The organism is Marivirga tractuosa (genome assembly GCF_042140215.1).
Taxonomy (GTDB): domain Bacteria; phylum Bacteroidota; class Bacteroidia; order Cytophagales; family Cyclobacteriaceae; genus Marivirga; species Marivirga tractuosa_A.
This window is the reverse complement of sequence record NZ_CP159478.1, coordinates 1,427,464-1,451,871: the sequence shown is the minus strand read 5'-3', so window position 1 is coordinate 1,451,871 and position 24,408 is coordinate 1,427,464. Positions and strand designations below refer to the sequence as shown.

The 24,408-nt window shown below is 35.7% G+C and carries 29 protein-coding genes; 4 read left to right on the top strand and 25 right to left on the bottom strand.

What is annotated here, in order from left to right; all coding sequences use genetic code 11:
• The 9 genes from ABWH96_RS06710 to ABWH96_RS06670 form a co-directional block, all read right to left on the bottom strand.
• Positions 1–465, bottom strand: a complete 465-nt coding sequence (locus tag ABWH96_RS06710; protein ID WP_375580703.1) for a cupin domain-containing protein — start codon at positions 463–465, stop codon at positions 1–3.
• A gap of 499 nt (positions 466–964) precedes the next feature.
• Positions 965–1,441: a Dps family protein gene (locus ABWH96_RS06705; protein ID WP_375580702.1), complete on the bottom strand. Its 477-nt coding sequence runs from the start codon at positions 1,439–1,441 to the stop codon at positions 965–967.
• Positions 1,442–1,785: 344 nt separating this feature from the next.
• Positions 1,786–2,124 carry a DUF86 domain-containing protein gene (locus tag ABWH96_RS06700; protein WP_375580701.1) on the bottom strand — a complete coding sequence of 113 codons (339 nt, stop codon included), beginning with the start codon at positions 2,122–2,124 and terminating at the stop codon, positions 1,786–1,788.
• Complete coding sequence (locus ABWH96_RS06695; protein ID WP_375580700.1) at positions 2,114–2,422, bottom strand: nucleotidyltransferase family protein; 309 nt, start codon at positions 2,420–2,422, stop codon at positions 2,114–2,116. The genes ABWH96_RS06700 and ABWH96_RS06695 overlap by 11 nt, the downstream gene beginning before the upstream one ends.
• 265 nt (positions 2,423–2,687) lie before the next feature.
• A complete protein-coding gene (locus ABWH96_RS06690; protein WP_375580699.1) occupies positions 2,688–3,332 on the bottom strand; it encodes a hypothetical protein in 645 nt (214 codons plus the stop codon).
• The gene (locus ABWH96_RS06685; RefSeq protein ID WP_375580698.1) at positions 3,316–3,810 is read right to left on the bottom strand and encodes an RNA polymerase sigma factor; all 495 of its coding nucleotides are present in this window, start codon (positions 3,808–3,810) and stop codon (positions 3,316–3,318) included. Before ABWH96_RS06685 ends, ABWH96_RS06690 begins: the two co-directional genes overlap by 17 nt.
• Positions 3,810–4,274, bottom strand: coding sequence for a prolyl oligopeptidase family serine peptidase (locus ABWH96_RS06680; protein WP_375580697.1), 465 nt, complete (start codon positions 4,272–4,274; stop codon positions 3,810–3,812). The genes ABWH96_RS06685 and ABWH96_RS06680 overlap by 1 nt, the downstream gene beginning before the upstream one ends.
• A gap of 10 nt (positions 4,275–4,284) precedes the next feature.
• Entirely contained in the window at positions 4,285–5,196 is a 912-nt protein-coding gene (locus ABWH96_RS06675; RefSeq protein ID WP_375580696.1) for an alpha/beta hydrolase family protein, read from the bottom strand.
• A gap of 295 nt (positions 5,197–5,491) precedes the next feature.
• On the bottom strand, positions 5,492–6,529 hold the full coding sequence (locus ABWH96_RS06670; RefSeq protein WP_375580695.1) for a serine hydrolase domain-containing protein: 1,038 nt from the start codon (positions 6,527–6,529) through the stop codon (positions 5,492–5,494).
• 328 nt (positions 6,530–6,857) lie between these two features.
• On the opposite strand from ABWH96_RS06670, the gene ABWH96_RS06665 reads away from it, so the two are divergent.
• Together ABWH96_RS06665 and ABWH96_RS06660 are read left to right on the top strand one after the other, a co-directional pair.
• Positions 6,858–7,208, top strand: coding sequence for a nuclear transport factor 2 family protein (locus tag ABWH96_RS06665; RefSeq protein ID WP_041650393.1), 351 nt, complete (start codon positions 6,858–6,860; stop codon positions 7,206–7,208).
• A gap of 192 nt (positions 7,209–7,400) precedes the next feature.
• Entirely contained in the window at positions 7,401–8,558 is a 1,158-nt protein-coding gene (locus ABWH96_RS06660; RefSeq protein WP_375580694.1) for an SAM-dependent methyltransferase, read from the top strand.
• Between the two features lie 572 nt (positions 8,559–9,130).
• Here ABWH96_RS06660 and ABWH96_RS06655 read toward each other — a convergent pair.
• Complete coding sequence (locus tag ABWH96_RS06655; RefSeq protein WP_375580693.1) at positions 9,131–9,565, bottom strand: GNAT family N-acetyltransferase; 435 nt, start codon at positions 9,563–9,565, stop codon at positions 9,131–9,133.
• On the bottom strand, positions 9,562–10,533 hold the full coding sequence (locus ABWH96_RS06650; RefSeq protein WP_375580692.1) for a PhoH family protein: 972 nt from the start codon (positions 10,531–10,533) through the stop codon (positions 9,562–9,564). The genes ABWH96_RS06655 and ABWH96_RS06650 overlap by 4 nt, the downstream gene beginning before the upstream one ends.
• A 92-nt stretch (positions 10,534–10,625) precedes the next feature.
• Here ABWH96_RS06650 and ABWH96_RS06645 point away from each other — a divergent pair, with 92 nt between their 5' ends.
• On the top strand, positions 10,626–11,408 hold the full coding sequence (locus ABWH96_RS06645) for an S-adenosyl-l-methionine hydroxide adenosyltransferase family protein (RefSeq protein ID WP_375580691.1): 783 nt from the start codon (positions 10,626–10,628) through the stop codon (positions 11,406–11,408).
• Positions 11,409–11,680: 272 nt separating this feature from the next.
• Here ABWH96_RS06645 and ABWH96_RS06640 read toward each other — a convergent pair whose 3' ends face one another.
• The 12 genes from ABWH96_RS06640 to ABWH96_RS06585 all read right to left on the bottom strand — a co-directional run bounded on the left by ABWH96_RS06640 (position 11,681) and on the right by ABWH96_RS06585 (position 20,976).
• Positions 11,681–12,142 (bottom strand): hypothetical protein, encoded by a 462-nt coding sequence (locus tag ABWH96_RS06640; RefSeq protein WP_375580690.1) that lies wholly within the window; start codon positions 12,140–12,142, stop codon positions 11,681–11,683.
• Between the two features lie 61 nt (positions 12,143–12,203).
• The gene (locus ABWH96_RS06635; RefSeq protein WP_375580689.1) at positions 12,204–12,563 is read right to left on the bottom strand and encodes a cupin domain-containing protein; all 360 of its coding nucleotides are present in this window, start codon (positions 12,561–12,563) and stop codon (positions 12,204–12,206) included.
• A 193-nt stretch (positions 12,564–12,756) separates the two neighbouring features.
• Positions 12,757–13,245: a MepB family protein gene (locus tag ABWH96_RS06630; RefSeq protein WP_375580688.1), complete on the bottom strand. Its 489-nt coding sequence runs from the start codon at positions 13,243–13,245 to the stop codon at positions 12,757–12,759.
• Positions 13,246–13,309: 64 nt separating this feature from the next.
• Positions 13,310–14,449: an acyloxyacyl hydrolase gene (locus ABWH96_RS06625; protein WP_375580687.1), complete on the bottom strand. Its 1,140-nt coding sequence runs from the start codon at positions 14,447–14,449 to the stop codon at positions 13,310–13,312.
• A gap of 284 nt (positions 14,450–14,733) precedes the next feature.
• On the bottom strand, positions 14,734–15,270 hold the full coding sequence (locus tag ABWH96_RS06620) for a GyrI-like domain-containing protein (protein ID WP_375580686.1): 537 nt from the start codon (positions 15,268–15,270) through the stop codon (positions 14,734–14,736).
• Positions 15,271–15,369: 99 nt separating this feature from the next.
• A complete protein-coding gene (locus ABWH96_RS06615; RefSeq protein WP_375580685.1) occupies positions 15,370–16,071 on the bottom strand; it encodes a formylglycine-generating enzyme family protein in 702 nt (233 codons plus the stop codon).
• The gene (locus tag ABWH96_RS06610) at positions 16,071–16,553 is read right to left on the bottom strand and encodes a GNAT family N-acetyltransferase (RefSeq protein ID WP_375580684.1); all 483 of its coding nucleotides are present in this window, start codon (positions 16,551–16,553) and stop codon (positions 16,071–16,073) included. The genes ABWH96_RS06615 and ABWH96_RS06610 overlap by 1 nt, the downstream gene beginning before the upstream one ends.
• Before the next feature lie 10 nt (positions 16,554–16,563).
• Complete coding sequence (locus tag ABWH96_RS06605; RefSeq protein WP_375580683.1) at positions 16,564–17,181, bottom strand: YiiX family permuted papain-like enzyme; 618 nt, start codon at positions 17,179–17,181, stop codon at positions 16,564–16,566.
• A gap of 242 nt (positions 17,182–17,423) precedes the next feature.
• Complete coding sequence (locus ABWH96_RS06600) at positions 17,424–17,732, bottom strand: hypothetical protein (protein WP_375580682.1); 309 nt, start codon at positions 17,730–17,732, stop codon at positions 17,424–17,426.
• 106 nt (positions 17,733–17,838) lie between these two features.
• A complete protein-coding gene (locus ABWH96_RS06595; RefSeq protein WP_375580681.1) occupies positions 17,839–19,689 on the bottom strand; it encodes a KTSC domain-containing protein in 1,851 nt (616 codons plus the stop codon).
• Between the two features lie 10 nt (positions 19,690–19,699).
• Positions 19,700–20,026 carry a helix-turn-helix domain-containing protein gene (locus ABWH96_RS06590; protein ID WP_375580680.1) on the bottom strand — a complete coding sequence of 109 codons (327 nt, stop codon included), beginning with the start codon at positions 20,024–20,026 and terminating at the stop codon, positions 19,700–19,702.
• Between the two features lie 365 nt (positions 20,027–20,391).
• The gene (locus ABWH96_RS06585; RefSeq protein WP_375580679.1) at positions 20,392–20,976 is read right to left on the bottom strand and encodes a hypothetical protein; all 585 of its coding nucleotides are present in this window, start codon (positions 20,974–20,976) and stop codon (positions 20,392–20,394) included.
• Between the two features lie 369 nt (positions 20,977–21,345).
• Between ABWH96_RS06585 and ABWH96_RS06580 the strand changes: the two genes are divergently transcribed.
• Positions 21,346–22,890: a hypothetical protein gene (locus ABWH96_RS06580; RefSeq protein WP_375580678.1), complete on the top strand. Its 1,545-nt coding sequence runs from the start codon at positions 21,346–21,348 to the stop codon at positions 22,888–22,890.
• A 221-nt stretch (positions 22,891–23,111) separates the two neighbouring features.
• On the opposite strand, the gene ABWH96_RS06575 is transcribed toward ABWH96_RS06580, so the two are convergent.
• Both ABWH96_RS06575 and ABWH96_RS06570 read right to left on the bottom strand, forming a co-directional pair.
• Positions 23,112–23,576, bottom strand: coding sequence for a hypothetical protein (locus ABWH96_RS06575; protein WP_375580677.1), 465 nt, complete (start codon positions 23,574–23,576; stop codon positions 23,112–23,114).
• Between the two features lie 218 nt (positions 23,577–23,794).
• Positions 23,795–24,256 (bottom strand): hypothetical protein, encoded by a 462-nt coding sequence (locus ABWH96_RS06570; RefSeq protein ID WP_375580676.1) that lies wholly within the window; start codon positions 24,254–24,256, stop codon positions 23,795–23,797.
• Between the last annotated feature and the right edge of the window lie 152 nt (positions 24,257–24,408).

Here is a 24,408-nt window from a genome sequence, read left to right as displayed (position 1 = left end):
TTAGATGCTATCCAAATCATTTTTGGTTAAGTCGCTTTTTGCATCTCCTGTATTTAAAGTAGAAGTGGGTTCAAAAAGCATCACCCAAACTTCTTCTTCAGCAACGGGTTTGTGTTCTACACCTTTGGGTACAATCAAGAATTCGTTTTCATTCACTTCAACTGCCCGATCTCGGTATTCCATTTTAAAGCTGCCTTTCACCACAAAAAAGAGTTCGTCCTCCTCATCGTGCTTATGCCAAACAAACTCCCCTTTCAGCTTCGCAAGTTTTACATGTTGCCCATTCAGCTCGCCCACAATCTTTGGTGACCAATGTTCTGAAAATAAAGAGAATTTCTGTTCTAGATTTACTTTTTTCATGGGGTGATTTTGGAAGTTTACTTTAACATCATTTAAAATTAAAACGTCAGTATAAACCTGGTTTTTTACACTGGCCGATGACTGTTGGGTAAAGCTCCTTTGCATCAAATATTTGATAGGGACGGCTTAGAGCTGAATTTAATAATTCCTTGTCACGGATACCTTTTCATCCACCAAATTTATCGATTAAGACTTCTTGAATTTCAAGAACTTCTTCTTCGGAAATCATTTAGCCAATCTTCCTAAGAGCTCTTCGTCCTCAGTTAGTATTGTCCGGATATTTTTAGATAATGAAATTGAATCTTTTGATTTGTCCTTGACAGCTTTTAAATAGTCAAAACCTCTTGTAATGTTTCTTCAGGAATGCTTTCCAGCATTTTATTGATTTCTGATTTTACTTCTTCTCTACTCATGATATAAATATACGAATAAGTGATGAAAGTTGTTGAAGGCTACTATTCAACGGTTTCATATATGAAAAATAGGTGATTTCATAGAACTAAACCTTCAGTTTAACTCAAAGTTTGATACGAGTCAAAAGCTTTGAATTTACTACTATTTCATCTATTTTTTTATACATTCTTATCTGCTAGCTTTATTCCGCTTATCTGTTTAAGAATGAAGAATACATCCAAACTAATTTTTCTTGTCCCCTAATATAGTCACTCATTAGTGCATTTGTTCCTTCATCATCAGCGTCTGAAGAAATGGTAAGTAATTCTCGCTGAAGTACTATTATTGTTTGAAAAGAAGCTAAAATGTCTCCGACAGCTTTTATTCCGTCACTCACTTGTACACTTTCTTTTATTTTTGAGGTAGTACGATAGTCTGCATAATTGTGCTTTGGCGTGTGTCCTAAAGTTAAAATTCGCTCTGCCACTTCGTCTATTTTTAAAAGCAAGTCATTATATAACTCTTCGAATTTCAAATGTAGTTCAAAGAATTTTTCGCCCTTGATATTCCAATGGTATCCACGAGTATTTTGGTAAAAAATTGAATAGTTCGCTAATAGTTCATTTAGTTTTTCGGCTAAATGTTTTGCTTTGTTTTTGTCAAGTCCAATTTTATTTATATTGTCCATATTTTAGATTTTTTAATTTGTTTCTAACAAATTTACAAGTCCTTTTCGGAATAGTCTGTAACATTAATCACTTTACGATTTTCCAATATCGAAGCCGTCCGTTATTTTTTATGCGATATGTTTGTTCAGCTTGCCGGTAAGGCGAAGCTAAAATGCGTTTGCTACACTTCGCTGATGAAATACTAAAGTAGCGAAGCCAAACTATATCCACAATTATTAAAAGAGAAAAGAAGAGAGCTATGCTGAATGCTTGTCCTAAATCTAATTGAAACAGCCGCTTGGCTTTGTGGCGATTTACCGCTTCACTATGCTAGAAGCAGTAAGCAAATGCGTTCTGGCAAATGTTATGCACCTTTTAATGTTCGGATTTCGTCAGCTAAAACAGGAACATTCCTTTGAATTATTCCCCATAACATCTCTGGTTCAACCGAATCGTAAGCGTGTGAAATAATATTTCTCAATCCAATGATGTTTTTAGAGGCTGTAATTTGAACGTCTGGGTTAATATCAATGATTTTCCTAATGGCTTCGCCAATGATTTCTAAATCCCTCTCTATAGCCCGTTGCAAAATAATGTCATTAGAAAAATTGTTGAAGTCATTTTGAGTTTTCTGTTTAATAGATTCGATCTCCACGATAACACTCTCAATGTCTAAAATGTATTTGAGTAGTTTAGGCTGCATACAAATCTACTTTTGACTGGTACACTTCTTCTTTGAGAATTGGGTTTTTCAGTGATTTGGTAGATACGAGATCGACCTTTCTATCTAGAATTTCTTGAAGGTGATGTAATAAAGAGAAATAGTTATCAGCATAGTCCAAGACGTCAATATCATCAGAAAAGTCAACGAGAAGATCGATGTCGCTGTCTTCATTCATAGCATCTTTTGCAGCTGATCCAAACAAAGCAATAGCAATCACATGATGTTTTTTACATGCGTCTACAATCTCATCAAGTTTATTTTGAACCAAATCAACCATAATTCAAAGATACATGAAATTTCGAATAATACTTAATCTATGCTGTATGGTGCACATCGGTATATATAAACCAAAGAATATTGCAAATATAGTAACCTTAGCGCAACATATATCTATTTTAACTCTTTGCAAAAGCTAAAAGCAATTACTACTGCGCTATACCTTCTATGTTTGATAACAAGAAGTTATTCTAAAAGTATAAAAAAATAGCGATGAGCCACCCCATCGCTATTGAACCAAAACAGTTGCGATTTCTAAATTTTAACTATGTTCTCAAAGTCTCCATTTCTTTTATAGTAGCGTCCAGCTTATCAAAAATACGCCCATACATAAGTCTTACATCAAATAAATATATCTGCTTAGAAAATATGAGCATCAATACTGTTACCACAGCAGTTATGATCCAGGCCATGAGCGGAACATCCCCAATAAAAGTGACATCCGGAAATTTCTGTACTACTTCATTGACTAGCTCTTCCTGACTTGACCAGCTAGAAAAAATCATATTTATGACGATCAAGAAATAAATTGGGTATGTAAAACGGATCACGCTTCCATTTTTCAACAGAATAGTGTCCAACCAGCTCTTAAATGATTTTAAGTAATCGTAACTATTCTGTCCTGTATCTACAGCTTTTATTCGCTCAATTTGTTTCTTGCTAAACCATGCAGTTGCCAGGAGTAGAACTGCTACGGCTACACCTTGCCATAGTGCGTCCAAAAAGAAGTAAATGATAGGGATCGCAATTGCCATTACAATAATAAACTTCAGGTTGAACTTAAACCTACTCTTTATTTTGTCCACAATATGTTGAGACTTTTGCTCGTACAATCTGTTGATCTTCGGTAAATCTAAAGCTCCTTCTTCCAGGAAGCCTTCTTTCCACATATTTTCAATTGAATTTTTCATCTATAATTTTTTTAAGTCGTTCTTTAATTCTTTTTACTCGCACTCCAATATTATTTGGATTAGTACCTAAAATTTCTGCAATCTCCTGTTGCGGTTTTTCCTCTAAGTAAAGGAGAATAACCGCCCTGTCTACTTCCGATAAATGCTTGATGGCGGTATATAATTGATTTAGTGCCTCATTCTCGAAAGCTTTATTCGTCACAGAAACTGAATCCGGTAATACATCGGAGGTGAAATGAATGGTCTCGTTATTTTTCCTTTTCTTCAAGAGCGTTAGGCATACATTCAAGGATATTTTATAGATCCAGGTTGACCAGGCAGATTGCTCCTTAAAACCTTCTCTGCTTCTCCATATTTGCAAACAAACTTCCTGAGAATAGTCCTCAAAATCTTCCTGAGAATTGGTATAGGCTCTGCAGATCTTGACTATGATGGCTGCATAGGGCACAATGGAAGAATGATAAAAATCGCTGCTCATTATTCCTGCTTATTAATCCAAGTTGAGACCGTCTCCAGCACTATAGGTTCCATGGTGGTCTCAATTTGAGCATATTCCTCCATTGCGCCCGTTTCACAACGCTGGAAAAGATGGTTCATGCTGACAAATTTTTGAATGGTCACTTCTTTGTTCCCTCCTTTGAGCAAGGCTTTTTCTATGGCCATGAGATTTTCCGCACCTACCTGAACATCCTTTTCTCCGTTAAGTGCAAGCACTGGGCATGTCACTTTTGCCAAGGTCGGTCTTGGGTCATAGCTTATAAAATACCGCAACCAGGGTCTGGTCAACTGAGCTATTTGCTTTTCTATATATTCTTCGGTGCTCATTCCTTCTATAACCACCTTATTTTTCTCCAGCTGATGGCTAATGTAAACTTCAAGCTTATTTCTTAAAATTTCGATATCAACACCATTATTTTTAATTAGCTCAAATATACCTTTCATGACCGCTATTTCATTTTTGATATCTTGTTGGCTTGCATCTTGCAACTTCCCTAACAACTCGATTTGCTGCATTGATATTTGCTCCCCGGGAACTCCAGGTTAGTGCCAGCAATATCATGAAACTCGTTGGTACCTCAGCGGCTACAATGGGCGCTATTAGGCCTCCTTCACTATGACCAATCAAACCGATCTTCTCCGGATCTATGTCTTTTCGACTCTTTAAAAATTTGATAGCAGCTTTAACATCGGTGGCAAAATCAGCGCTGGTAGCCGCATTGTGATCGCCAGTAGATGCTCCAAATCCTCGATCATCATAGCGTAAAACGGCAATGCCATTTCGTGTCAAATGATCTGCCAGCACCAGGAAGGGCTTATGGGTCATAAATTCCTCATCCCTGTTTTGCGGTCCTGAGCCAGAAATCAGGATAGCTGTTGGAAAATTTCTTTTGTTTCTTGGTAAACTCAGTGTCCCGGCAAGCATCACTTTTCCTTCTTCGCTTTTAAAGCTTACCTCTTCTGTATCATAAGGATAGGGTTTAGTAGGCTCTTGAGGTCTAACAATCTTCTTTTCGGCTATGGGTTCAGTTGAGAGGTCAAGCTGGAAAGACTGGTTAGCCTGATAAAACTTTCCTTTGATCTTGCTACCTGATAGCGCTCCTTTGTATTGTGCTCCAATATTGGCTATCTGCAAATCTAATTGACCGTCAATAAATGTTACGGAACTAACCGGCATACCAAAGGCTTTTTGTGCTGGGCTGTCCATAGTGGCAGAATACTTACCTTCTGTTTCCGTAATATGAAAAATAAGTGGAAGCTCCATACCCTGAACTTTTAAAAGTCCGTACCAATCGCCCGTTATATGTTGGGCAGACGCTAGAAATGGTGCCACTAACACTAGAAATAATAATTTGATCTTTCTCATAATTTTATCTTTTCTTTATTAGTGGCTGGTGTTAGATAATCTTACAGCTCGCTAAAACTTTTTTTACTATCCAGTCTTTTTACATTTATAGTTAGCTACAGTTAATGATTGATTGGTCTGTCGATCAGTTTATCACTTCTTTGCTGAAAACTTAATTTAGTGCTATCTAAAGATAAAAGAATAGACCTTTGACGGGGTGGATTTTTCTGAAGGAGTTGATTCAAAACAGCTAATCCTGAATTTAAATTATAGAAGTCCAGCATACCATGATTCAATTAGGGGATGCAAATTAGAATCAAGAGTTTTTTTCTCTTCGTATTATTTCTACAATGCGGTTAATGACAATTTCCGATAAATTCCACTCATATCCATCGAAGTTGGTAGTATTAATAAATTGCACCACCACCGTATTGATGTCCTCGTGATATTCAGCCAAACTCTGATAGCCAGGAACCAAGCCACCATGTTCATAAACATAAATAGAAGAGTAGATTTCTTGTTCTCCTTCATCAAATACGCTGCCTTCATTTAATGCTCTTAAAAATATACCCACGTCTTCTGCTGTGGCAAGCATTCCGTTCTCATTTGACTTAAAATCATCTTCAATACCCACATAATAACCGCTCATGACATCGTCTAAATTCACTTCAGCAATCGAACCAAAAGTATTATGCAGTTCAAGCGGAATTAAAATTTCTTCTTTTATGAACTGGAAATGATCGTAGCCCACCACCTGCTCGATGATTCTTCGAAGCAAAAGATAGTTTGTATTTGAATATTCATATTTTGCATCAGGTTCAAAGCTTGCCGGTAAATCAAGCGCAAAATCAAGCGCTCTTTTTCCATTTTCCTGTTCGTCTTGCCAAAAGGCAGGATTATTGGTGAAATTAGGAATTCCACTTCTATGCTGCACCATCATCCTTATGGTGATTTTATCAGCATTTTCTATCCTTCCTTGCAGCTCGGGGAAGTATTCTGCAAGGGTCTGATCTAATGATAATCGATTGGCTTTAACTAATTTAGTAACTGCAACTGCTACGTAAAGTTTACTGATGCTGGCAATCTTAAATAATGCGGATGGGTCGGTTGGTATTTTGTTCTCTCGATCTTTCCATCCTCCTGTATAAAATGCTGGTGGTTTTCCGGCTTCATCTACATACACAATCATGCCATCAAATCCATGGTCAATCGCTTCATCAACCTGTTCTTGAACTGTATCAGGCAAGGGTAAAATCCAAGCCTTTACCAAAATCCACGGAACAAAAAATAAAGAACCAATGCTGACTGCAATAAAAACTACCCTAAAAATTCCTTTAATATGATTTTTCTTCATTTGGCTACAGTTTCTAAAATAAATTGGTATGACCCAAACGTCAATTCTGCATCAAATATACTATAATTGGTCTTTAGATGCACTTTTCACCAAATCTAGCTAAATGAAATTCAGCTTAAACAGATCAGCGGGACTATAAAAAGGTAATATCAAAAACTCAACTAATCTTTTCCCTTAAAAATCATGTTTGAATACCACAGTAGATTTGGAGTAATCAATGCTGTAGATAGCTTGTGATCAAGAGATTTGAAAATAATTTCAACTATTTTAAACCTTTTTTATATTTATATGTATATACATATATGTACCTACATTAAACAAAAATATTATGACTCTAAGAGAAAAAACACAAGACATTTACAACCTAATAGGTGAAGGAAAATTATTAGATGCATTCGATAAATACTATGGCGAAAGTGTAGTGATCACAGAGCCAAGAGGGACATGGAAAGGTAAAGCCGAGTGCAGAAAGCATGAAGAAGAATTCTTAGGCATGATCAAGGAATTTCATGGAATGGAAGTTACCGCTATTACTTCTGATGAAGAAGCTGGAATTGTAATGCATGAAACGGCTATGGACGTTACTTTCCAAGACGGAAACAGAGTAAACATGGAGCAAGTGGGTGTTCAGAAATGGGAAGATGGTAAAATCGTTCACGAACGTTTTTATTACCAATAGTAAGATCCAACTAAGAGAACATTGAAAGCAGACCATTTCGTCTGCTTTTTTTATTTCTGCTGGTTTTGCGACTAACTGGTAAACCAACTGAAGGAACTTATTTCTGCTTAAACTGCTTAATTTGTTCCTAAGATTAATTTCAATTCGGTTAATATAGTAAGCTTCTGTAGCTTTGCACCTAAGATGAATGAAATGCAACAATTTTTTCAGGACATAGATAAATCCCTTCAGCAAGCTTCTTTTGTAAAGCTTACGTTAAGTAAGCCAACAAGAAAGACTGCAGATTTAGAAAATGTTTATCTGCGTGAAGTAGAGATCAAAAATGAGAAGATGATTTCTTTTACGTATCGCTTCAAAACAAATGATCAGGTAAAAAACTATAGCTACGAGGAAGCCAAAGTGGAATTGGGGAATCTATTGCAGACCTCTTTTCGGATAGGCACTTTATTTACTTTGGAAAAAGATATTGCAATTCGAATCAATAAAAAGGGAAAAGCCACGATTACAAATAATCCCCCAACCTTCAGCGATAAACTTCCTGCCCATCATGATAAGCAGAAAGTCAAACGTGCATCTGAAAGCGAATTTTTGTTTCATTTGGGAATAAAAGATAAACACGGGAAAGTTATTCCTAAAATGGCCGATAAGTATAAGCAAATTAACAAATACTTAGAGATCATTGAAGGATTGCTCAAATCTACTGCACTTCCTAAGAAAATCAATATCGTAGATATGGGATCCGGTAAAGGCTATTTGACCTTTGCTCTTTATGATTTCTTGCGCAATACCCGAAAGCTAGATGTGCAAGTTACAGGCATAGAGCTAAGGGAAGAACTTGTAACCTATTGCAATGAGGTAGCCAAAAAGTGTGAATATCATGACCTATCCTTTGTTTCAGAAAGGATAGAAAATTATGATGAGGCGAGAATAGATATTTTGATAGCACTTCATGCCTGTGATACCGCTACTGACGATGCCATTTTTAAAGGTTTAGTATCCAAATCTTCATTAATTATTTGCGCTCCTTGCTGTCATAAGCAGGTTCGGCAAAGTGTAAAAGGAACTGCTCAGGATAATCCCATTCTAAAATATGGTATTTTTAAAGAACGTCAGTTTGAGATGATAACCGATACTATCCGGGCGCTGATTTTGGAGAGAAACCAGTATAAAACCAAAGTATTCGAATTTATCTCAAACGAGCATACTCGAAAAAATGTGATGTTAGTAGGCTCTAAGGCAAGTAAAGCACCCAATACAGAAGCCATTGATTCTAAAATAGAGAGCTTAAAGAAGGATTTTGGGGTAGAAGAGCATTACTTAGAGAAACGGATAGCAAAGGCTGGGAAATAAAAAAGGCTAAGTAATTATATCCTTACTCCTGTTTTCCTCGGTAAAATTAGAATACTGCTTTTTATTGGTTTAAGAGCATTTTTTCATTGTTTTATTGTGTCGCAGAGAGCAAAATAAAGCTTTGAATTGCCAATTTTTGCATCTAATACTAACTTGATCATTCATACTTTTTCCATTGATGAAAAAGTATGTCGGCCAGAGGCTGACCAGCTATTGGCTGGCAAAAAATCTAGGTAAAATGATGCTACTTCCCGCAAATGCCAACGCCCGCCTGTCTGCCACAGGCAGGCCCGCCATTTTACCCTCCAGCCCGCTTTTTCGCTTAGGCGAAATTGGGGGAGTTAGCCATTAATGAACTCAGCAAATAAATTCGGTCATATTATACCCTTATCTTAACCTTGTTTTACTTGTTTCTGGATATTTTTAGAATATTTGACTAAAATAATTTGTACTTTGAATAACTAAGGTGTCCCAGCAAGGAAAGCAAGAAAGAGAGTGGGAAATAATTAAAAAGGCTAAGTAAATATATCCTTACTTAGCCTTTTAGTTTAGATTTCTTTCTATTAAAACCTTTACAGCATCTCCATCTGGTAATGCATAATATTGCATTCCTCAAACTGATCCCCAACTTTTTCAAATCCAAAGCGGGCATAGAGAGAAACAGCAGGAAGCTGTGCATGCATATACATTTTTTTACCTTCAGCTTTAGGATTATCCTTGATGTTATCAATTACCGCTTTCACTAAAGCCTGTCCTACTCCTTTTCCCCTATGGGATTTCAGAACGGCAAAACGCTCCAGCTTCATTCCATTATCGGTGAATCTCCATCTGGCAGTTCCGCAGGGATTGCCGCTTTCATCTATTGCTATGAAGTGTGTGGAGATCTCTTCAAACTCATCATATTCCTCCTCAGGAGCCACTTTTTGTTCTTTCACAAAGACTTCCTCTCGGATGGCAAATATTTGCTTTAGCTCTTCTGGAGTTTCAACTACTTTTACTGAAATCATTTGTGTTCTTTTTCAATAAGGGCATCATTTTTATCATAGGCTTCTATAATATGTTTTACCAGCCTATGCCTTACTACATCTTCTCCTTTCAAATGAACAATGCCAATTCCTTTAATATCTTTTAAGATTTGAGTGGATTCAATCAATCCTGATTTTTGCTTCTTAGGCAAATCCACCTGACTCATATCACCAGTAATGATTGCTTTAGAATGAGGCCCCATACGCGTTAAGAACATTTTAATTTGCATAGGAGTGGTATTTTGTGCCTCATCCAACAAAATAAAGGCATTATGTAAAGTTCTACCTCTCATATAGGCCAAGGGAGCAATTTCGATCACTCGGTTTTCCTGATAATATTTTAATTTCTCGGCCGGTACCATATCATCCAAAGCATCGTAAATCGGACGCAGATAAGGATCGATTTTTTCTTTTAAATCGCCTGGCAAGAAACCTAAATTCTCCCCTGCTTCCACGGCCGGGCGGGTGATGATAATTTTTCTAACTTCTTTATTTTTCAAAGCCTGCACCGCCATGGCAACGGAAACATAGGTTTTCCCAGTACCTGCTGGCCCGATGGCAAAAACCAAATCATTTCTCCTTACCGCTTCAACAAGTTTTATTTGATTGGGGGTTTTGGCTTTTATGGCATAGCCCTTAGTGCCGAAAACCAAGGTTTCATCTGCATTAACATCCAGCTTTTTCTGGCTTTCTTCATGCTCCTCATTCAAATAGGTTTTCACACTTTCCTCGGTGATCTTTCCAAATTTGTGATAATGCGTTACCAATGAATGCACAATCTGATTGATGCGGATAATTTCCGGAGTGCTTCCCTGTATTCTTATTTCATTTCCTCGTGAGATAATTTTAGATTTAGGAAAAGCCGAAGAAAGCTCGTTGATATTACGATTTTCTACGCCTAAAAAATCCACAAGGGATACATTTTCTAAAGTAATAACTTTTTCTACCAAATGATTTTCTTATTTATGATGTCTCAATGTGTTAGTACTGAAATTTATGTAGTTTTGTTTTTAACAAATTTAACAATAATTCGATTTTTTGTATGCCTTTGATCACTTTTCTATCAGATTTCGGTTGGCGCGACCATTATGTGGCAGCGGTGAAAGCCAAAATACTGAGTGAAGATGCTAGTCTTCAAGTGGTTGACATATCTCATAACATCACTAAGCACGATATCATTCATGCTGCTTATGTTTTAAAATCGGTTTATAAGGATTTTCCTGAAGGAAGTGTTCATTTGGTGGCTGTGAATTCCCGCTCTGAACCTAATGAGGCCATGATTGCCACCGAAATCAAAAATCATTTTTTTCTGGGAAGCAATAATGGCCTTTTAAGTTTGATAAGGGAGAAAGATCCCGATAAAATCATAAAAATCTCCACAGAAGAAGAAATTAAAGGGAATTTTCCAGTTAAAGATATGCTAGCCTCAGCAGCAGTGAAAATACTGAAATCTGGTGATTTAGAGGGGATTGGAGAACCTATGGCCGCAGAAGATTTTAAGAAATTCATCACACCTAAAGTTAAAGCGACAAGGGAAATCATCCAAGGCCATGTAGTGCATATTGATGATTATGGAAATTTGATTACAGATATTCTGAAATATGATTATGATATTTTAAGTAAAGGAAAAAGCGTCCAAATTAAGTTCAGAAATTATTCTTTAACGGGAGTTCAAAAGCATTACCATGAAAGTCAGGGTGGTGAAGCTTTTGCCATTTTCAACAATCAAGGGGTTTTGGAAATTGGCATCAAGCAGGGGAATGCTGCGGAACTGCTTGGTATGGAATATAATAGCATGGTGAGTGTGAAGTTTGGGGATTATTAGCCTCCTAACCCCCGATGGGGGAATTGGCAGTTGACAATATGCAATTGACAAAATTCCAAACACCGCTTCTACTTAAATGCTTGAGTTGTGTTTTTTCCTTAAAAAGTTGGCAAAGCGGTTTGACGGTTTTCCACCGTCTAATCGCTAAATATTAGCAGCTAAAGTTTACAAGTGCTCGATTTTTATGCAAAAAGTATGCTCTCTAAATCTTATCCAAAATGCATATTTTTAATTCACTTTCTGTGTTGTCAAAAAAATTACCAAGTCTATTTTTACTTCTTTATCTTTTTACGTTCTTTCATTAATTCTTTCGCTCTGTCAATTGCCATACAACAAATATTGCCATAGGAATCTTTACCATCAGCATATAATTGATAGGCATTTACAAAATTATAATATGCTTTCACCGCATCGGGGTGATGCTTAGCTTCAATTAGGGTATTGTATGAAGAGTTTCTTAAATCTTCGCGAATAATATCATCCACATAACTCCTTAATTCTTGATCAGAGACAATATTTTCCTTATCTAATTTTTCTCTGAAAGTTTTTCTTCTAGAACGACTATTTTTAGGATCAATAATATTTCTGACATCTCCTTTCTTTAGTGCAGTATAATCTTTCTGGTATTTTGTAGGATGAGCCATTAGTGAATTACCTTTTTCATCCCCAGGATAAAGCCATAAATTTCCCTTTAAAGCTTTCTTTGTTTTTCTTGGAAGGCGAAATTTTTTCATGTTCTTTAATCATTTAAGATTTAATACCCTAGCACTCATTGCGAAACAAAATGCGTACTCTCTAAATCTTATCCAAATCTTTTTTGGTCATTTCACTTTCAGTGTCGCCTGTATTTAGGGTTGAAGCAGGTTCAAACAGCATTACCCATACTTCCTCCTCTGCCACGGGTTTGTGCTCTACTCCTCTTGGGATTATCAGAAATTCATTCTCCTTTATTTCCACTGTTCTATCTCGATACTCCATTTTAAGATTGCCTTTTACCACAAAAAAGAGCTCGTCTTCCTCATCATGTTTATGCCAAACAAACTCGCCTTTAAGCTTGGCAAGTTTCACGTGTTGCCCATTCAATTCCCCCACAATTTTGGGTGACCAATGCTCTGAAAACAAAGAGAATTTCTGATTAAGATTTACTTTTTCCATTTTTCTGAATTTTATTTTTCTAGAACTTATATAAAAAAGTTAGAATTTTTATTTCAAGAAAAGTATATAACAACTGATTAGTGTATCCTAAATTATTTATTTTCCTACTATTCTTCCTACTTTCTTAAGTTATTTTTCCCTGAATTTATCAGAAGATAATTTGATTGGCCTATAGAAGTAATTTTCACGGATTTTACCCATACAACTCTTTCACCTTTTCAAAATCAATCTTCTCTCCTATTTCGTAAAAATAATCTAGTTGCCATTTTTGGTTTCGTTCTGCTTGTTTATTGTTGGCTATATCCCATATAGGATAAACACGAATAGCTCTTTTCCCTTCTTTCTTGTTGGTGCTGACAACTCCCTTTAAAATCAATATTGATTTTGGGAAAACAAATTGACCAATTTTATCCTCAGACTGAACATTCACTACAAAGAAATCAATTGGGTCTGTTTCGTGAAAAGGTTCAATTGGCCCGTCTTCATTTCGCTTCCAAAATGTTACAAATTGGCCCGTCTTTTTAGGTGTTATTTTTGAGCTTCTGCTGATAACATTTAGCCCATTTAATTTAAACCGACAAGCATCATATTCTAGGCTTTCAGCTTCGGTTTTAAAGTCTGAAAATTGGAGGCCACATTTATCGTAAATAGTATTCTTGATAGTTTTAAGGTTGTGATTCATTGTTTTTTTTAGTGATTAGAAAGGCTGTTTAATGTTAAATTGATATAAAAAATTTCTCATCTGATCACTTCTTATACAGCCGTTGAAAAGTATAGGAAAGTCGGAAGTCTATAAATTCTGCTTTCTGACGATGAGCTAAAAGATTAATTCCTGCGCTAAGGTGAGAATTTATAGCATACATAATTCCCCAACGATGAAAAATTCTATCGTAATAAGGTGTCTGATCGAAAATGTACACTCCCAAGCGCTGACTAAATTGAAACCTGCCAAGCAAAAATTCATGCCCAAACAATAGGCCTGTTTTAAATGGGCTGGCATCAAGGCCTTCTCTTTGGAGTCGGTTTTTTAGCTTCTCATCGTAATAGACTTCGGCTCCAAGTGTAAGCATACTGAGCCGCCCTACTTGCCTTCCTGCTTGCAAAGCAATACCTCCCACCACAAACCTATTTCGATTAGCTGCTGCATTATTCCCTCGAATCATAGTACCCAAAAATGAAAAATCATATCGATTACTGTAATCCTTCCAAAATTTTTCAGTGGATCGGCTGCTGTTATACCAAGGACGAAAATTAGGCTGGTAACTAACCGAAATACCAGCTGTAGGCCAATTGATACCTTTATTAGGTTGGCGCATTCCTCCATTTGAAATATGCTGATAATTTATTGTGGGGTTCAACCACCAGGATTCAGACAAACGAATCCATGCGCCAACACCTACCAACAAATATATGCTCACATTAGTGCTATAGGATTGGTTGCTTGGGTTGCTAATGCTGTCGTAAGGATTATTTAAATAAGAAAGTCCTGCTGCACCTTTCATGGATAAAAGAACTCGCTCGCCTATTCTATATGTGGGTTCTAAAAAATAGGCTGCAGTGCCACTCTTACCCAGTAGCCCAACATCATAATCGTAATAAGCAAGCAATAGTCCCTGTCGAGGATAGCAATGACAAAGCGCAAAAGAAGCAGAATCATTACGTTGCCAGCTTAAATTGGCTTCTACTCCAAATGGTCGTGCTCCGCTGGTGTTTTGGACATCTACCGAATGTGCGAAAATAAACCCATATTGCATTCCTAACCCGATTGAGAAAAGGGGTTCCTGCTGAGCTGTATCCACTTCTATGGAATCTGTTTGGGCTAAAGAATCCTTTGTAGCACATGTGATGAATATAAGCAATATAAGCCATGAACGAGCTATTGTCATCCTATCAATCCCCTTGTTCGCTATGTTGATATTTAAGTAAATAATTTTGAGAATAAATGTAATGAGTATCAGAATCTTTCTAAAGCATTTTTCGAAAATCCCTACAATAATTATGCGCTTATCATGATTCTATATTTTAATATATTCATAAATTTTGGTTGAACTATAGTTTACCACGCTGACAGAAGTTTATTAGGAGAATTGATAGAGGAACTAAACAGATGGGTTAAAATTGCCTTGATTTATAATTCATGACCTTCTGTAGGATTGCGTGATTTAAAGTTTTAATCAACTGCTATGTATATTTCAACTTCGGGATTTTCAGGGTTTTGGGATTTCTCTCCATAAACTTCAAAGTCTACAGTATATTTCCTATTTATCTCCGAATCTTTATCCCATATTTTTTGCCATTTATTGATAACGGCATCAGGCATTTTTCCTTTTGCAATGTACTTTTCAAATTGCCCACCTTTAAATTCTCGTCCAATTAGACCTTCGGGAATGCTATCGAGTGAATTTACTCTACATCCGATTATTGCTGTATATCCTCCTTTAAAATCAGACTCATAATCAGTGTAAAGGGAATAAACATCATCACTTGTCTTATTTGGTATAGCTGAAAGTATATTCTGCGAATAAAAATTGTCCCAAAGCTGCCCCATGTCTGACATGGCTTTTCCTTGTTGATTAGTAGTATTGATAGATATTCCAATAATTTTGAAATTTTCTATTTTAACATTATCTGCCATGTCTTCTGTCTTTGGATTACAAGCAAAGCTCACTATTGCAAAAACACTTATAATTATTTGTTTGTATGTCATTTGAAGTTTTATTATGTCCAACTGTGACAAAAATAGTTTCGAAGTGGAAGTCTTAGCAAACTACTGTGCTCCCTAATTCTTATATTACTAGTTGTAGTTTTATTCATTTATATTCTTAACTATTCTGAATCCTAAGTCATCTATTTTAAAGGAGAAAGGATGGCTTCTCCTTCTAGTTGTTGCCATTACACTCCTTTCTTGGTCGCACCAACCGCCACCACGGAAAACACGGTAAGTTCCGTAAACAGTTTCGTCATACATATCTGAACACCATTCCCAAACATTTCCCAGCATATCATAAAGTCCCCATTCGTTAGGTTTCTTTTGTCCAACTTGTTGAGTTTGATTATTGGAATTCCCTTTGAACCAAGCAATTTCACTCAACTTTCCGTGTCTAATGTCTTTAGTTCCCGCCTGACAAGCATACTGCCATTCAGCTTCTGTTGGTAATCGGAATCCATTTGCTTTTGAATTCATGTTTACTTTTTCAATTTCCAAATCAATAGTATAGCATTTTTCTATTCCTAAAGATTCAGATAGTTGATTGCAAAAATTTACAGCATCAATCCAAGATACAGTTTCTACTGGTAATTTGTTACCAATGAATGTCGAAGGATTCTCGTCCGTTACTGCTTTGAAAATTTCTTGTGTTATTGGGAACTTACTGAGTTTAAAGGAATCTATGTCAACCGACCAAGTTTCTTTTGTTCGGTCGTCTCTCATGTCAACCGCTCCTGCCGGAATAGCCACAAACAACTCGTCAATTACTGCTTTATCGATTCTTTTGTTTATCGTTTCCACTATGTTTTTATATTAGTTGTTTTTGTCATTCTATAGTTAACCAGTTCCTTCTTCTTAGATTTCTTCAATTGCTGTTTCTCAACTTCAAATCCGTGTTTTTCAAAAAATCCCTTTGCGGTAATGCTTACATCTGAGTATATTAAATCATTTTGCTGTATCGAAGCTTTATTCTTAATATCAGTTAACAAAGCTTTCGCAATTCCATGACCTTGAAAGTCTTTGTGCACAAACATTAAATCCAAATAACCATCAGTTGCCAGTGATGAAAAACCAACGATTTTATCATCTAATTTCGCAACAATGAAGTATTGTTCATTTACTCTTTTTTTCCACTTATCAATATCAGTATGCCACGATGACCAATCATCAATTTCATCTTTGGGATAATCCTTTGAATTAATTGCTTGAATAGTATTATAAAATAATTGTGTTATTTCTTTTATATCTGATGAACTAGCTTCAACTATAGTTATATCCTTCATTTTAAATTTATTAATTCTCAAAGATTGTAATCAATTTATCAGAATTAAACATTGACTCAGGAGAAATCACTAATTCCTCTTTCGGGATATTGTCTCCATATCTTTCCATTAATTTTTGTTTTACAGTTTCATTTGTTAAGTTGAAATCGCTCAATTCTTCAAGTTCACCAATTTCAAGCCCGACTGCTTCCTTGTAAATTTTCCAAACCAATTCAGAACAATAAATTCTCGAATCAGACCACTCAAAATACAAATCATAATCTTTACCAGCGTATTTCTCTCCCACCTGTTTCATTTTTGTTAAAGCTTCAGGAGTCAATAATTTCTCTGAATTTTTAATCCGCTTAACAACATAATGTGCATTTTTTCCTCGATTAATCCAGTCGTTCAAAGGTGTCAATTTCACAGGCTGAACGGCCTCGTAAACAAAAAATTCATTTTCTTGCTTATAAACAATTCCCATATGACTGTAATTTGAACCAGTCGCAATCTGAATAGCTCTACTTTGTCCTGATTTTGAAGTCTGGAAAATAATATCTCCATTTTGAAAACCAGAAAATCCAGTTTTATCTTGACAAGATATCAGGAAAATCAGCCCTATTGATATGTATTGTAGTGTCTTTTTCATAATGTTAAGTGTAGGCGTGGAAGTGTGAAACTTCAGAACTATTCACTATCAGACTATCGTAGTATTTCTCAGTAGCAAAAATACCTTATTTTAGTGATTCAGCCTGCATTACGCTTATACAATGTTAAGCTGGCTTTCTTTTCCAGTCGTGGTATGTCTTTGTTTTATTAGTCATTTTAGTTGTTCTTTGTCTTGCTTATGTGTCGGCTGTTTTACCCCTATTGCCATCAGGATGGACTGAATTAAATTATTTCTTCCAAAGCAGATTTCCATAATATAAATCCTTTTTTGTTATCTGAATAATCGTGTATAATTTTAGTAAAGTTTTCAGGACTGTTTTCTAAAAAAGCCTGTCTTCCTTTTTCTCTAATAATGCCTAACTGGTTGTCAATTTGTTTTACTTCTTCAATTAAGGATGCTTTATTTTTAGGGGTATGCCAAATGTAAGTCGCTTCTTCTGTGTCCAAAGTTTCCAAAACAATAAAATAATGTTGCTCTCCTGAGAGCAGAAATACAAATGAAAATGGATTAAGTACAAAACGAATTTTCATTATCAGGTTTTCATGTCTGTCTGCTAAGTATTGGATATGTTGTGAATGTTTGTATTCCTATTTAGTTTCCCAGTCGAAACCTTCTTCCAAATACTATTTTTAGGGTTTACTTTTTTTGATATTCAAATTTACTTTTCACCTCATTCATATAGTAACTTCCTACTGAACTTGCACTTATCAATCCCTCAAATACTTCTTTTGGCACATCATTAAATTGATAAATTGCTCCGTAATGAAATTCAATTTCCAAAATCTTATTTTCTGCGTCATAGCCTACCGAGGCAATATTAGAAGAATCTACAGGTATTCTTTTAATTCCTGAACTACTATCTATTGAAATTATGGTAAGCAATTTTTTACCTAAATTAGTAGTGTAATATTTTTGATTTTTACTGGTAGGCTTGTTTGGCAATGTTAGGTTTAACCAGTCCACTTCAATGAGAGGTTTTATATGATGATTATGATTTTTGGTGTTTTTATAAAGACTTATTTCTTCAAAGATTTCATCACTCGATTTGGGTTTTTTACAATATTGAAGCACCTTAATAATTGAAGTGCTGACCCTATCCTTAATAGCATTTCTATCTTCGTCTCCCAATTCAGAGACAGGGAGACTAAGATAAGGGTTTATATCTATTAAATTACTGATTTTAAGAGACTTATCTTCGTCTCTTCTTATATCTTCTTGAGAGCCTAAGATGGATTCGGTAAGCGGATGTACAGGCAGAATACACAAAAAATAAGTGTTATTTTCATCCGTTTCAAAAATGGGTGGAGGTGAACCATTTTCTTCTAAACTTTTGTGAATAATAGGCAATCCTGTTCCTCTACCTTCTGTAAGTTTCAACTCCTTTAAAAAGCCACCTATCTTACGGTTTCTATAATCTCGCGCTACGACTCTTTGTTTTTTCAGCATCGCTTGGTTAATAGGTGGCATAGGGCCAGGGAAACTCAATATTTCAATTTTATCTTTATGTATTTGAATCTCAACAGGGTTTTCACGTTCATAACTTTTGTGATATACTGCATTTACCACAGCTTCCTCAATAGCTTGAAAAGGATAATTATAATATCTTACTGCTTCTGCACGATTTGGAGCTTTTGAAACATCTTCTTGAATAATATTGGTTTCAATAAAATTAAGAACATCTCGAAGCTGTTTTACAAGAGAACCCGTGAAGATTTTTTCTGTATAATCCTTACCTATATCTCCTTTATGAATCACTAATTCAATTTTAGCACCAGTGAAAAACCGTTCTGGATGTTCATTGAACAGCAGCAATCCAGCATTTGTAGGTCTCAAATATTCATCAGGTCCTTTAGCTATATTCATTTGTTTACACAAATCAGAAAAAGTCATTTTTGTGCTTTCCACATACAGAGAGCTCATAATTTCTTTCAAATGCTCCTGAATTAAGTGTAAGCTTAAATCATCTAAAGAGGCTTGTTGATTAATTCTATCATCAAACGGAATGCGAGCAGTAAGTTCAAGTAATCTTCTTTCATCATCTGAACCTTCTTTCACTTTAATGGTTTTGGATCCTCGTTTAATGTACCAAGCTTTTTCTGATTTCTTATTAGCAAGACTAACAGGTGCTTTATAAGGACGATTATCACCAGCTGGAGCCCATATAATTAATATATGCTTCTCATCTAAAGTAAAAGGTTGTGTAAAGGGAATATAACTGGGTGAAATTTTATGCGATAATTCAATTAATTTCTTTTGAAAGGAATCCATTTGTTCAGGCTTCAATCCAAAGGGAGGAAGTAAGGCTTTTCCGTTTTCTTCTTCAACACCAATAATGATATATCCGCCATCCCAATTATTAATATCATTAGCATAAGCACAAAGAGAATGAATAATATCTTCTGGATTCCATCCTTTTTTTAATTCAATACGATCCCACTCTATCGTATTACCGTGTAAAAGTTCATTTATGTTTATTGGTAAAGCCACTCTTGTAATATTAATTCTTCTTATTCTCTCTTAAATACTTTACTCTTTCTTCTGCTACTTTTAATGCTTTTAAGCCATGCTCCTCATTTTGAATTTCATTAAAAATTTTATCGCTTAGAAAAGAAACCAAAAGTTCGTCTGCGCTGTAACCGTATATGTCAGCAAGTTTCAGAACTACTTCTTTTGTAATTTTCCTTTCCCCACGCTCCATCTTGCTCAAAATCGCTACATCAATATCGAGTAAAGCAGCAACTTTCCGCAATGGAAGTTCCTTTTCCTCTCGAATCTGTCTTAACTTTTTCCCTATTGTTTCTATTGACACAAATCCTGTTGACATAATATGTCAAAAATAGAAAGAGATTTTTGATTTGTCATCACTTATTTCAAATTATTTTCAATATTCTGTCGTGGGTCGGGAAAATTATTTTTTCAGATGGGAAAATTTTTAAAACAATCGGGTCAGCTTGTGTCTCATCAAGGTCAGTTTTGTCAAAATATCAAAGTTTGATTTACAGCAGTCTGTTTTTTTAGTTGCACAGTACCCAGCTTGCTTACAACGCCACTGTATAAATTCGTGGCAGATTAAAAGTATAAAAATTTCAGTTAACTACCGAGGCAATCCTGCGGATAGACGGGCTCTCCACTAAGAGCTAAAGGAACAATCACCTAACATCCAGCCATGATTTCATACCGAATGGTCTATTAGTCAAGAATTATCTCATATTTAAGCTCTTTTTTATTTATTGAAATTGAAATGGTTTCGTCTATCGGAGTTTCACCACGTGGTCTTGGTTTATAATATTTAAAAATGTAATCTTTTTCGGTTAGATAGTTCCAAGTGTAGACTTCCGATTGATCATTTGAATATCTAGGAAGTACTTTTGCATCCTCCTCATCTATGGGTTTATCAGTTTCAATAGTCCGATCCTCAAAATTATCAGCATTTTTTATTTTATTTATCAGAGCAATTTTGTCTTCGTTACTTATCTGTATTCTGAAATATTCATAATAGTCCATCAGTCCAGAGATTTCATGCTCAACAATTTCAAAATCATCCGTTAAATAAAATTCATGTTTCACTAATGTTTTGGTCACATCAGATTTAAAAAACCAGTAGTCTTCAATCAAAACGGAGGTGATTGGAAACGTGACTATTATGAATGTTATGCTGGCTAAAATTATTCCTAGAGTCTTTTTACCCCTATTTTTAGACAATCGATATGCTAAATAAGGCAGTCCGATTATAATTAGTAAATAAATGAGGATGATGAAAATCCAAGATGCCATTTAATATAATTTGAGATATACTAATTGAGCCAAAAAATTCACTAAGTGTCCCAGAACACTTACCTACCTCATTTTTTCAAGCAATCTACTGAATTAATAGTTAACAAAAAAGACCTTCATAGGTACTTTAACAATTATAAAAGGCTTTACCCGTTGAAGTAAACTTATAACTCAACACTAAAAAAATAAAAAACCTTTGCAGCTCCCTTTATCACTTTAAATCCTCAACTATCCAACTCAGTATCACTTATAAATATAACTATCGAAATTATTTCTATTAGTTGCAACTTTCTGTATATTCAGTTTAAAATAGAGATTATGCAAAAAATATTGATCGGCTTGTTGTTACTGAGCTTCACCACTGTAGTCATGGCACAAAAGCGGAAGCTCCCACCTGTTATTTCTAGCTGGGACAACAACGAATATGCACCAAAATTAACTGCTGACGGTCGCACAATTCTATATATGTCTGATAATACAGATTCAGGGGAACCAGAAATATTTATGAGCACCGCCACAGGTAATAACTGGAAAAGGGGAATGCCTGTAGACATCCCCAATAAAGATATGATTCCTTTTGGTGCCTACAACCTATCTTATGATGGTGAGCAACTGATATATGCTTCTCGAAAAGGACCTAAAATTGGGGGCTATGATATTCTTTTTCAGCAAAAAAAGGGCAGCAGCTGGACTACCCACATCAACCCTGGCAAGCCTCTAAATTCTACCTTAAATGAGATGGATCCCACTCTTTCGGCAGATGGCAAAACTTTATACTTTAGCCGTTGCGAAACGCTGGATCCAACTGGCGGCAACTGTAAAATCTTTGCATCAGAATATTTGGGCAATGGTTACTGGAAAGAACCTCAAGAGATACAGCTAGATATAGCCTCTTCATCCTTCGTTAATCCAGTGATTTTACCCGATAATAAAACCCTTTATTTTGCTGCACTAAACAGCAATGAGAATTACGATTTTTATATGAGCCGTAAAGATGGTGATAACTGGAGCAAACCAGTAGCAATGGGCTTTCTTAATACCGATGCGCATGACCGCTATATAGGCGTCACCGCTTTAGGCGATGTGACCTACATCCATGAAAAAGATGAACGCAGCTATGATTTATATATGGTAAAAGTACCAGAGGAGTTTCAGCCAGCCAGAGTATATTATTTGGAAGGAACGGTCACCAATTTGCCCGCTAAGGCATTGGTTAAGGCGACCGATATAGACTCCGGTGAAGAACTAGCTCGTTTAATTCTCGATCCAGAGGAAAAGACTTTTGGAGTCTATTTACCAGAAGGCCATTTAGTGGATTTTTATATTGAAACAAAAGAGACGGGCTTTGGCTATTACAGTGAATTTTTGGATCTGCAAAACATGAACTCATCTAAAAAGGTGGTAAAAGAGATTACCCTGCCTACCTTGCAAGGTGGAAAACAATATCCGCTGTCCATAGCGTTCCAAGAACATTCTACCGAATTTGCTGCAGGTGCTGAAGAAGAGTTTGCCCGCTTGGTCACACTTATGAAGCAAAACCGAGCCTTCCATTTTAAGCTGGAAGTATATCAGCAAAGCATCACCGAGTCGGAACAATATGCCGATAGTTTGCCTGAAACTCGTAACGACACACTTTTAATAGCATCCGATCCGATAGATACTCTTGCAACAGAAGCTAGCATAGCTACCGAGGTAGATAGCACAGCTTCAGCGAAGGAACCGAGGCAAGAAATAGTGACTATCTACCATAATGATTTAACACACAAACGTGCCGATGCCATAAAAGCTTATTTACTGGGCAAAGGCGTACCGGAAGATATGTTTAGCACAAGCGGAATGAGTGAAAATCCTAAGCTAAAGTATTCAGATTTAGAAAAAGCACTTAATAATAAAGTGATCTATCGATTGGAATAATGAAGTATTTTTTCTTTTAAAGTCGCAATTGATGCTTTCTTCGCAGACTGATACACTTCATTAATTGTGAAGGCTTAAAATAATTATGCACTATAATTGACTAACTCAATATCTTTGGCTGCTAGATATGGACAGCAAGTATCAATTACGAGCTATTTTGCATTCGTTTTGGTAGAAGGTGGTGGGTGAATGGGGTTTTTATATGATGTTAACTGTATTTTCTATTTTTGGAATTTTATGTTTCTCAATAATAGAGGATCATTTTGGTAGTCTGATACGATATGCTGTGAGGTTTCGCCTAATGTCCTTTCGTAGGTAATACCGACACAGCTTGATACAAATTCAATTACTGTTGTGTCTGAGCCATATTTCTTGATTATCAAACTATCATATTCTGGATATTTTTTATGAATCTCTTGAATCAAGAATACTTTAAAAGCAACAGAACTTGTGTCGTTAAGCATATAAAAAAGGTCATCTTTATCGGACGATTTCCGCAGATAATCAAGATGATGTTTATCATTATCATCGCATGCTTTGAAAGTTGGTAGTCCAATCACTTGATTCCAATTATAAACTTCTTCATAGTGACCCATGATATCTGCTGTTAATACATGTTTATCACTAGTATTTGAGCAACTACAAAGTGTGAGTAGTAAACAAAAAGGAATAAAAAATTTACTCATAATAACAATTAACACGAAGTTAAAATGCGTTTGCTAAACTTCGCTGATGAAATACTAAAGTAGCGAAGCCAAACCATATCCACAATTATTGAAAGAGAAAAGAAGAGAACCATACTGAATGCTTGTCCTGAATCTAAATGAAATATTAAGTTTGGCTTTGTGGAGAATTACCTTCTTACTTTGCTAGAAGCAGTAAGCAAATTCATTTTTAGCAAATGTTACCAATTGTAGTATTCTTTCTTGAGCTTTTTCCACTTGCGCTTATTCATTTCGATAAGTATTACACCATGCTGTCCCCGCACACCATAAACAGCACTAGATTGAACAGTCGACTTCAGCATAGAGACATTTTTTATATCAGCTAATGTGCTTGCTGTTAAAATCTCTTTAAATTCAACTGGATAGCCGTTAATAACGATTAATGGTTTATCTGGGCCACTAAAGCTGGCTTTGTCTCGAATCAATAATTTAGTATTAGTTGAACTCTGAGAAATTTTAACTCCAGAATTTTTTGTCGTGTCATGGTCAGTTGGCTGGAAGTTCAAATGTGAATATCCTTGATTCTCTATATATTCTAATAGAATAGTCTTTTCTGAAAGCTCTTTCCAGTCGTTTATAACTTCTTGTGATGAGGCCTTAAACGAGATAAGAGTTATGAAAATGATTAGCAGTGCTCTCATAAATGATAGGTAACGACCGTATAAAACCCGTTTGTTATACTGGTCTATGAAATACTGAAAGTAGTAATTTATGTTTTCTCCGCAAACTGATATACTTCATTAATTGCAAAACTTTAGAATAATTAAGCACCATACTTACCTAGGGCAATACC

Bases quoted from the DNA above. Each gene is read 5' to 3' on its own strand.
- ABWH96_RS06625 (WP_375580687.1), bottom strand. From the start codon at position 14,449: ATGACAATAGCTCGTTCATGGCTTATATTGCTTATATTCATCACATGT.
- ABWH96_RS06655 (WP_375580693.1), bottom strand. From the start codon at position 9,565: ATGATTTCAGTAAAAGTAGTTGAAACTCCAGAAGAGCTAAAGCAAATA.
- ABWH96_RS06685 (WP_375580698.1), bottom strand. From the start codon at position 3,810: ATGAGCAGCGATTTTTATCATTCTTCCATTGTGCCCTATGCAGCCATC.
- ABWH96_RS06610 (WP_375580684.1), bottom strand. From the start codon at position 16,553: ATGAAGGATATAACTATAGTTGAAGCTAGTTCATCAGATATAAAAGAA.
- ABWH96_RS06590 (WP_375580680.1), bottom strand. From the start codon at position 20,026: ATGTCAACAGGATTTGTGTCAATAGAAACAATAGGGAAAAAGTTAAGA.
- ABWH96_RS06575 (WP_375580677.1), bottom strand. From the start codon at position 23,576: ATGAGTAAATTTTTTATTCCTTTTTGTTTACTACTCACACTTTGTAGT.
- ABWH96_RS06605 (WP_375580683.1), bottom strand. From the start codon at position 17,181: ATGAAAAAGACACTACAATACATATCAATAGGGCTGATTTTCCTGATA.
- ABWH96_RS06675 (WP_375580696.1), bottom strand. From the start codon at position 5,196: ATGAGAAAGATCAAATTATTATTTCTAGTGTTAGTGGCACCATTTCTA.
- ABWH96_RS06620 (WP_375580686.1), bottom strand. From the start codon at position 15,270: ATGACATACAAACAAATAATTATAAGTGTTTTTGCAATAGTGAGCTTT.
- ABWH96_RS06660 (WP_375580694.1), top strand. From the start codon at position 7,401: ATGCAACAATTTTTTCAGGACATAGATAAATCCCTTCAGCAAGCTTCT.
- ABWH96_RS06705 (WP_375580702.1), bottom strand. From the start codon at position 1,441: ATGGACAATATAAATAAAATTGGACTTGACAAAAACAAAGCAAAACAT.
- ABWH96_RS06585 (WP_375580679.1), bottom strand. From the start codon at position 20,976: ATGGCATCTTGGATTTTCATCATCCTCATTTATTTACTAATTATAATC.
- ABWH96_RS06690 (WP_375580699.1), bottom strand. From the start codon at position 3,332: ATGAAAAATTCAATTGAAAATATGTGGAAAGAAGGCTTCCTGGAAGAA.
- ABWH96_RS06680 (WP_375580697.1), bottom strand. From the start codon at position 4,274: ATGAAAGGTATATTTGAGCTAATTAAAAATAATGGTGTTGATATCGAA.
- ABWH96_RS06640 (WP_375580690.1), bottom strand. From the start codon at position 12,142: ATGAAAAAATTTCGCCTTCCAAGAAAAACAAAGAAAGCTTTAAAGGGA.
- ABWH96_RS06580 (WP_375580678.1), top strand. From the start codon at position 21,346: ATGGCACAAAAGCGGAAGCTCCCACCTGTTATTTCTAGCTGGGACAAC.
- ABWH96_RS06700 (WP_375580701.1), bottom strand. From the start codon at position 2,124: ATGCAGCCTAAACTACTCAAATACATTTTAGACATTGAGAGTGTTATC.
- ABWH96_RS06695 (WP_375580700.1), bottom strand. From the start codon at position 2,422: ATGGTTGATTTGGTTCAAAATAAACTTGATGAGATTGTAGACGCATGT.
- ABWH96_RS06630 (WP_375580688.1), bottom strand. From the start codon at position 13,245: ATGAATCACAACCTTAAAACTATCAAGAATACTATTTACGATAAATGT.
- ABWH96_RS06710 (WP_375580703.1), bottom strand. From the start codon at position 465: ATGCAAAGGAGCTTTACCCAACAGTCATCGGCCAGTGTAAAAAACCAG.
- ABWH96_RS06600 (WP_375580682.1), bottom strand. From the start codon at position 17,732: ATGAAAATTCGTTTTGTACTTAATCCATTTTCATTTGTATTTCTGCTC.
- ABWH96_RS06645 (WP_375580691.1), top strand. From the start codon at position 10,626: ATGCCTTTGATCACTTTTCTATCAGATTTCGGTTGGCGCGACCATTAT.
- ABWH96_RS06570 (WP_375580676.1), bottom strand. From the start codon at position 24,256: ATGAGAGCACTGCTAATCATTTTCATAACTCTTATCTCGTTTAAGGCC.
- ABWH96_RS06665 (WP_041650393.1), top strand. From the start codon at position 6,858: ATGACTCTAAGAGAAAAAACACAAGACATTTACAACCTAATAGGTGAA.
- ABWH96_RS06670 (WP_375580695.1), bottom strand. From the start codon at position 6,529: ATGAAGAAAAATCATATTAAAGGAATTTTTAGGGTAGTTTTTATTGCA.
- ABWH96_RS06635 (WP_375580689.1), bottom strand. From the start codon at position 12,563: ATGGAAAAAGTAAATCTTAATCAGAAATTCTCTTTGTTTTCAGAGCAT.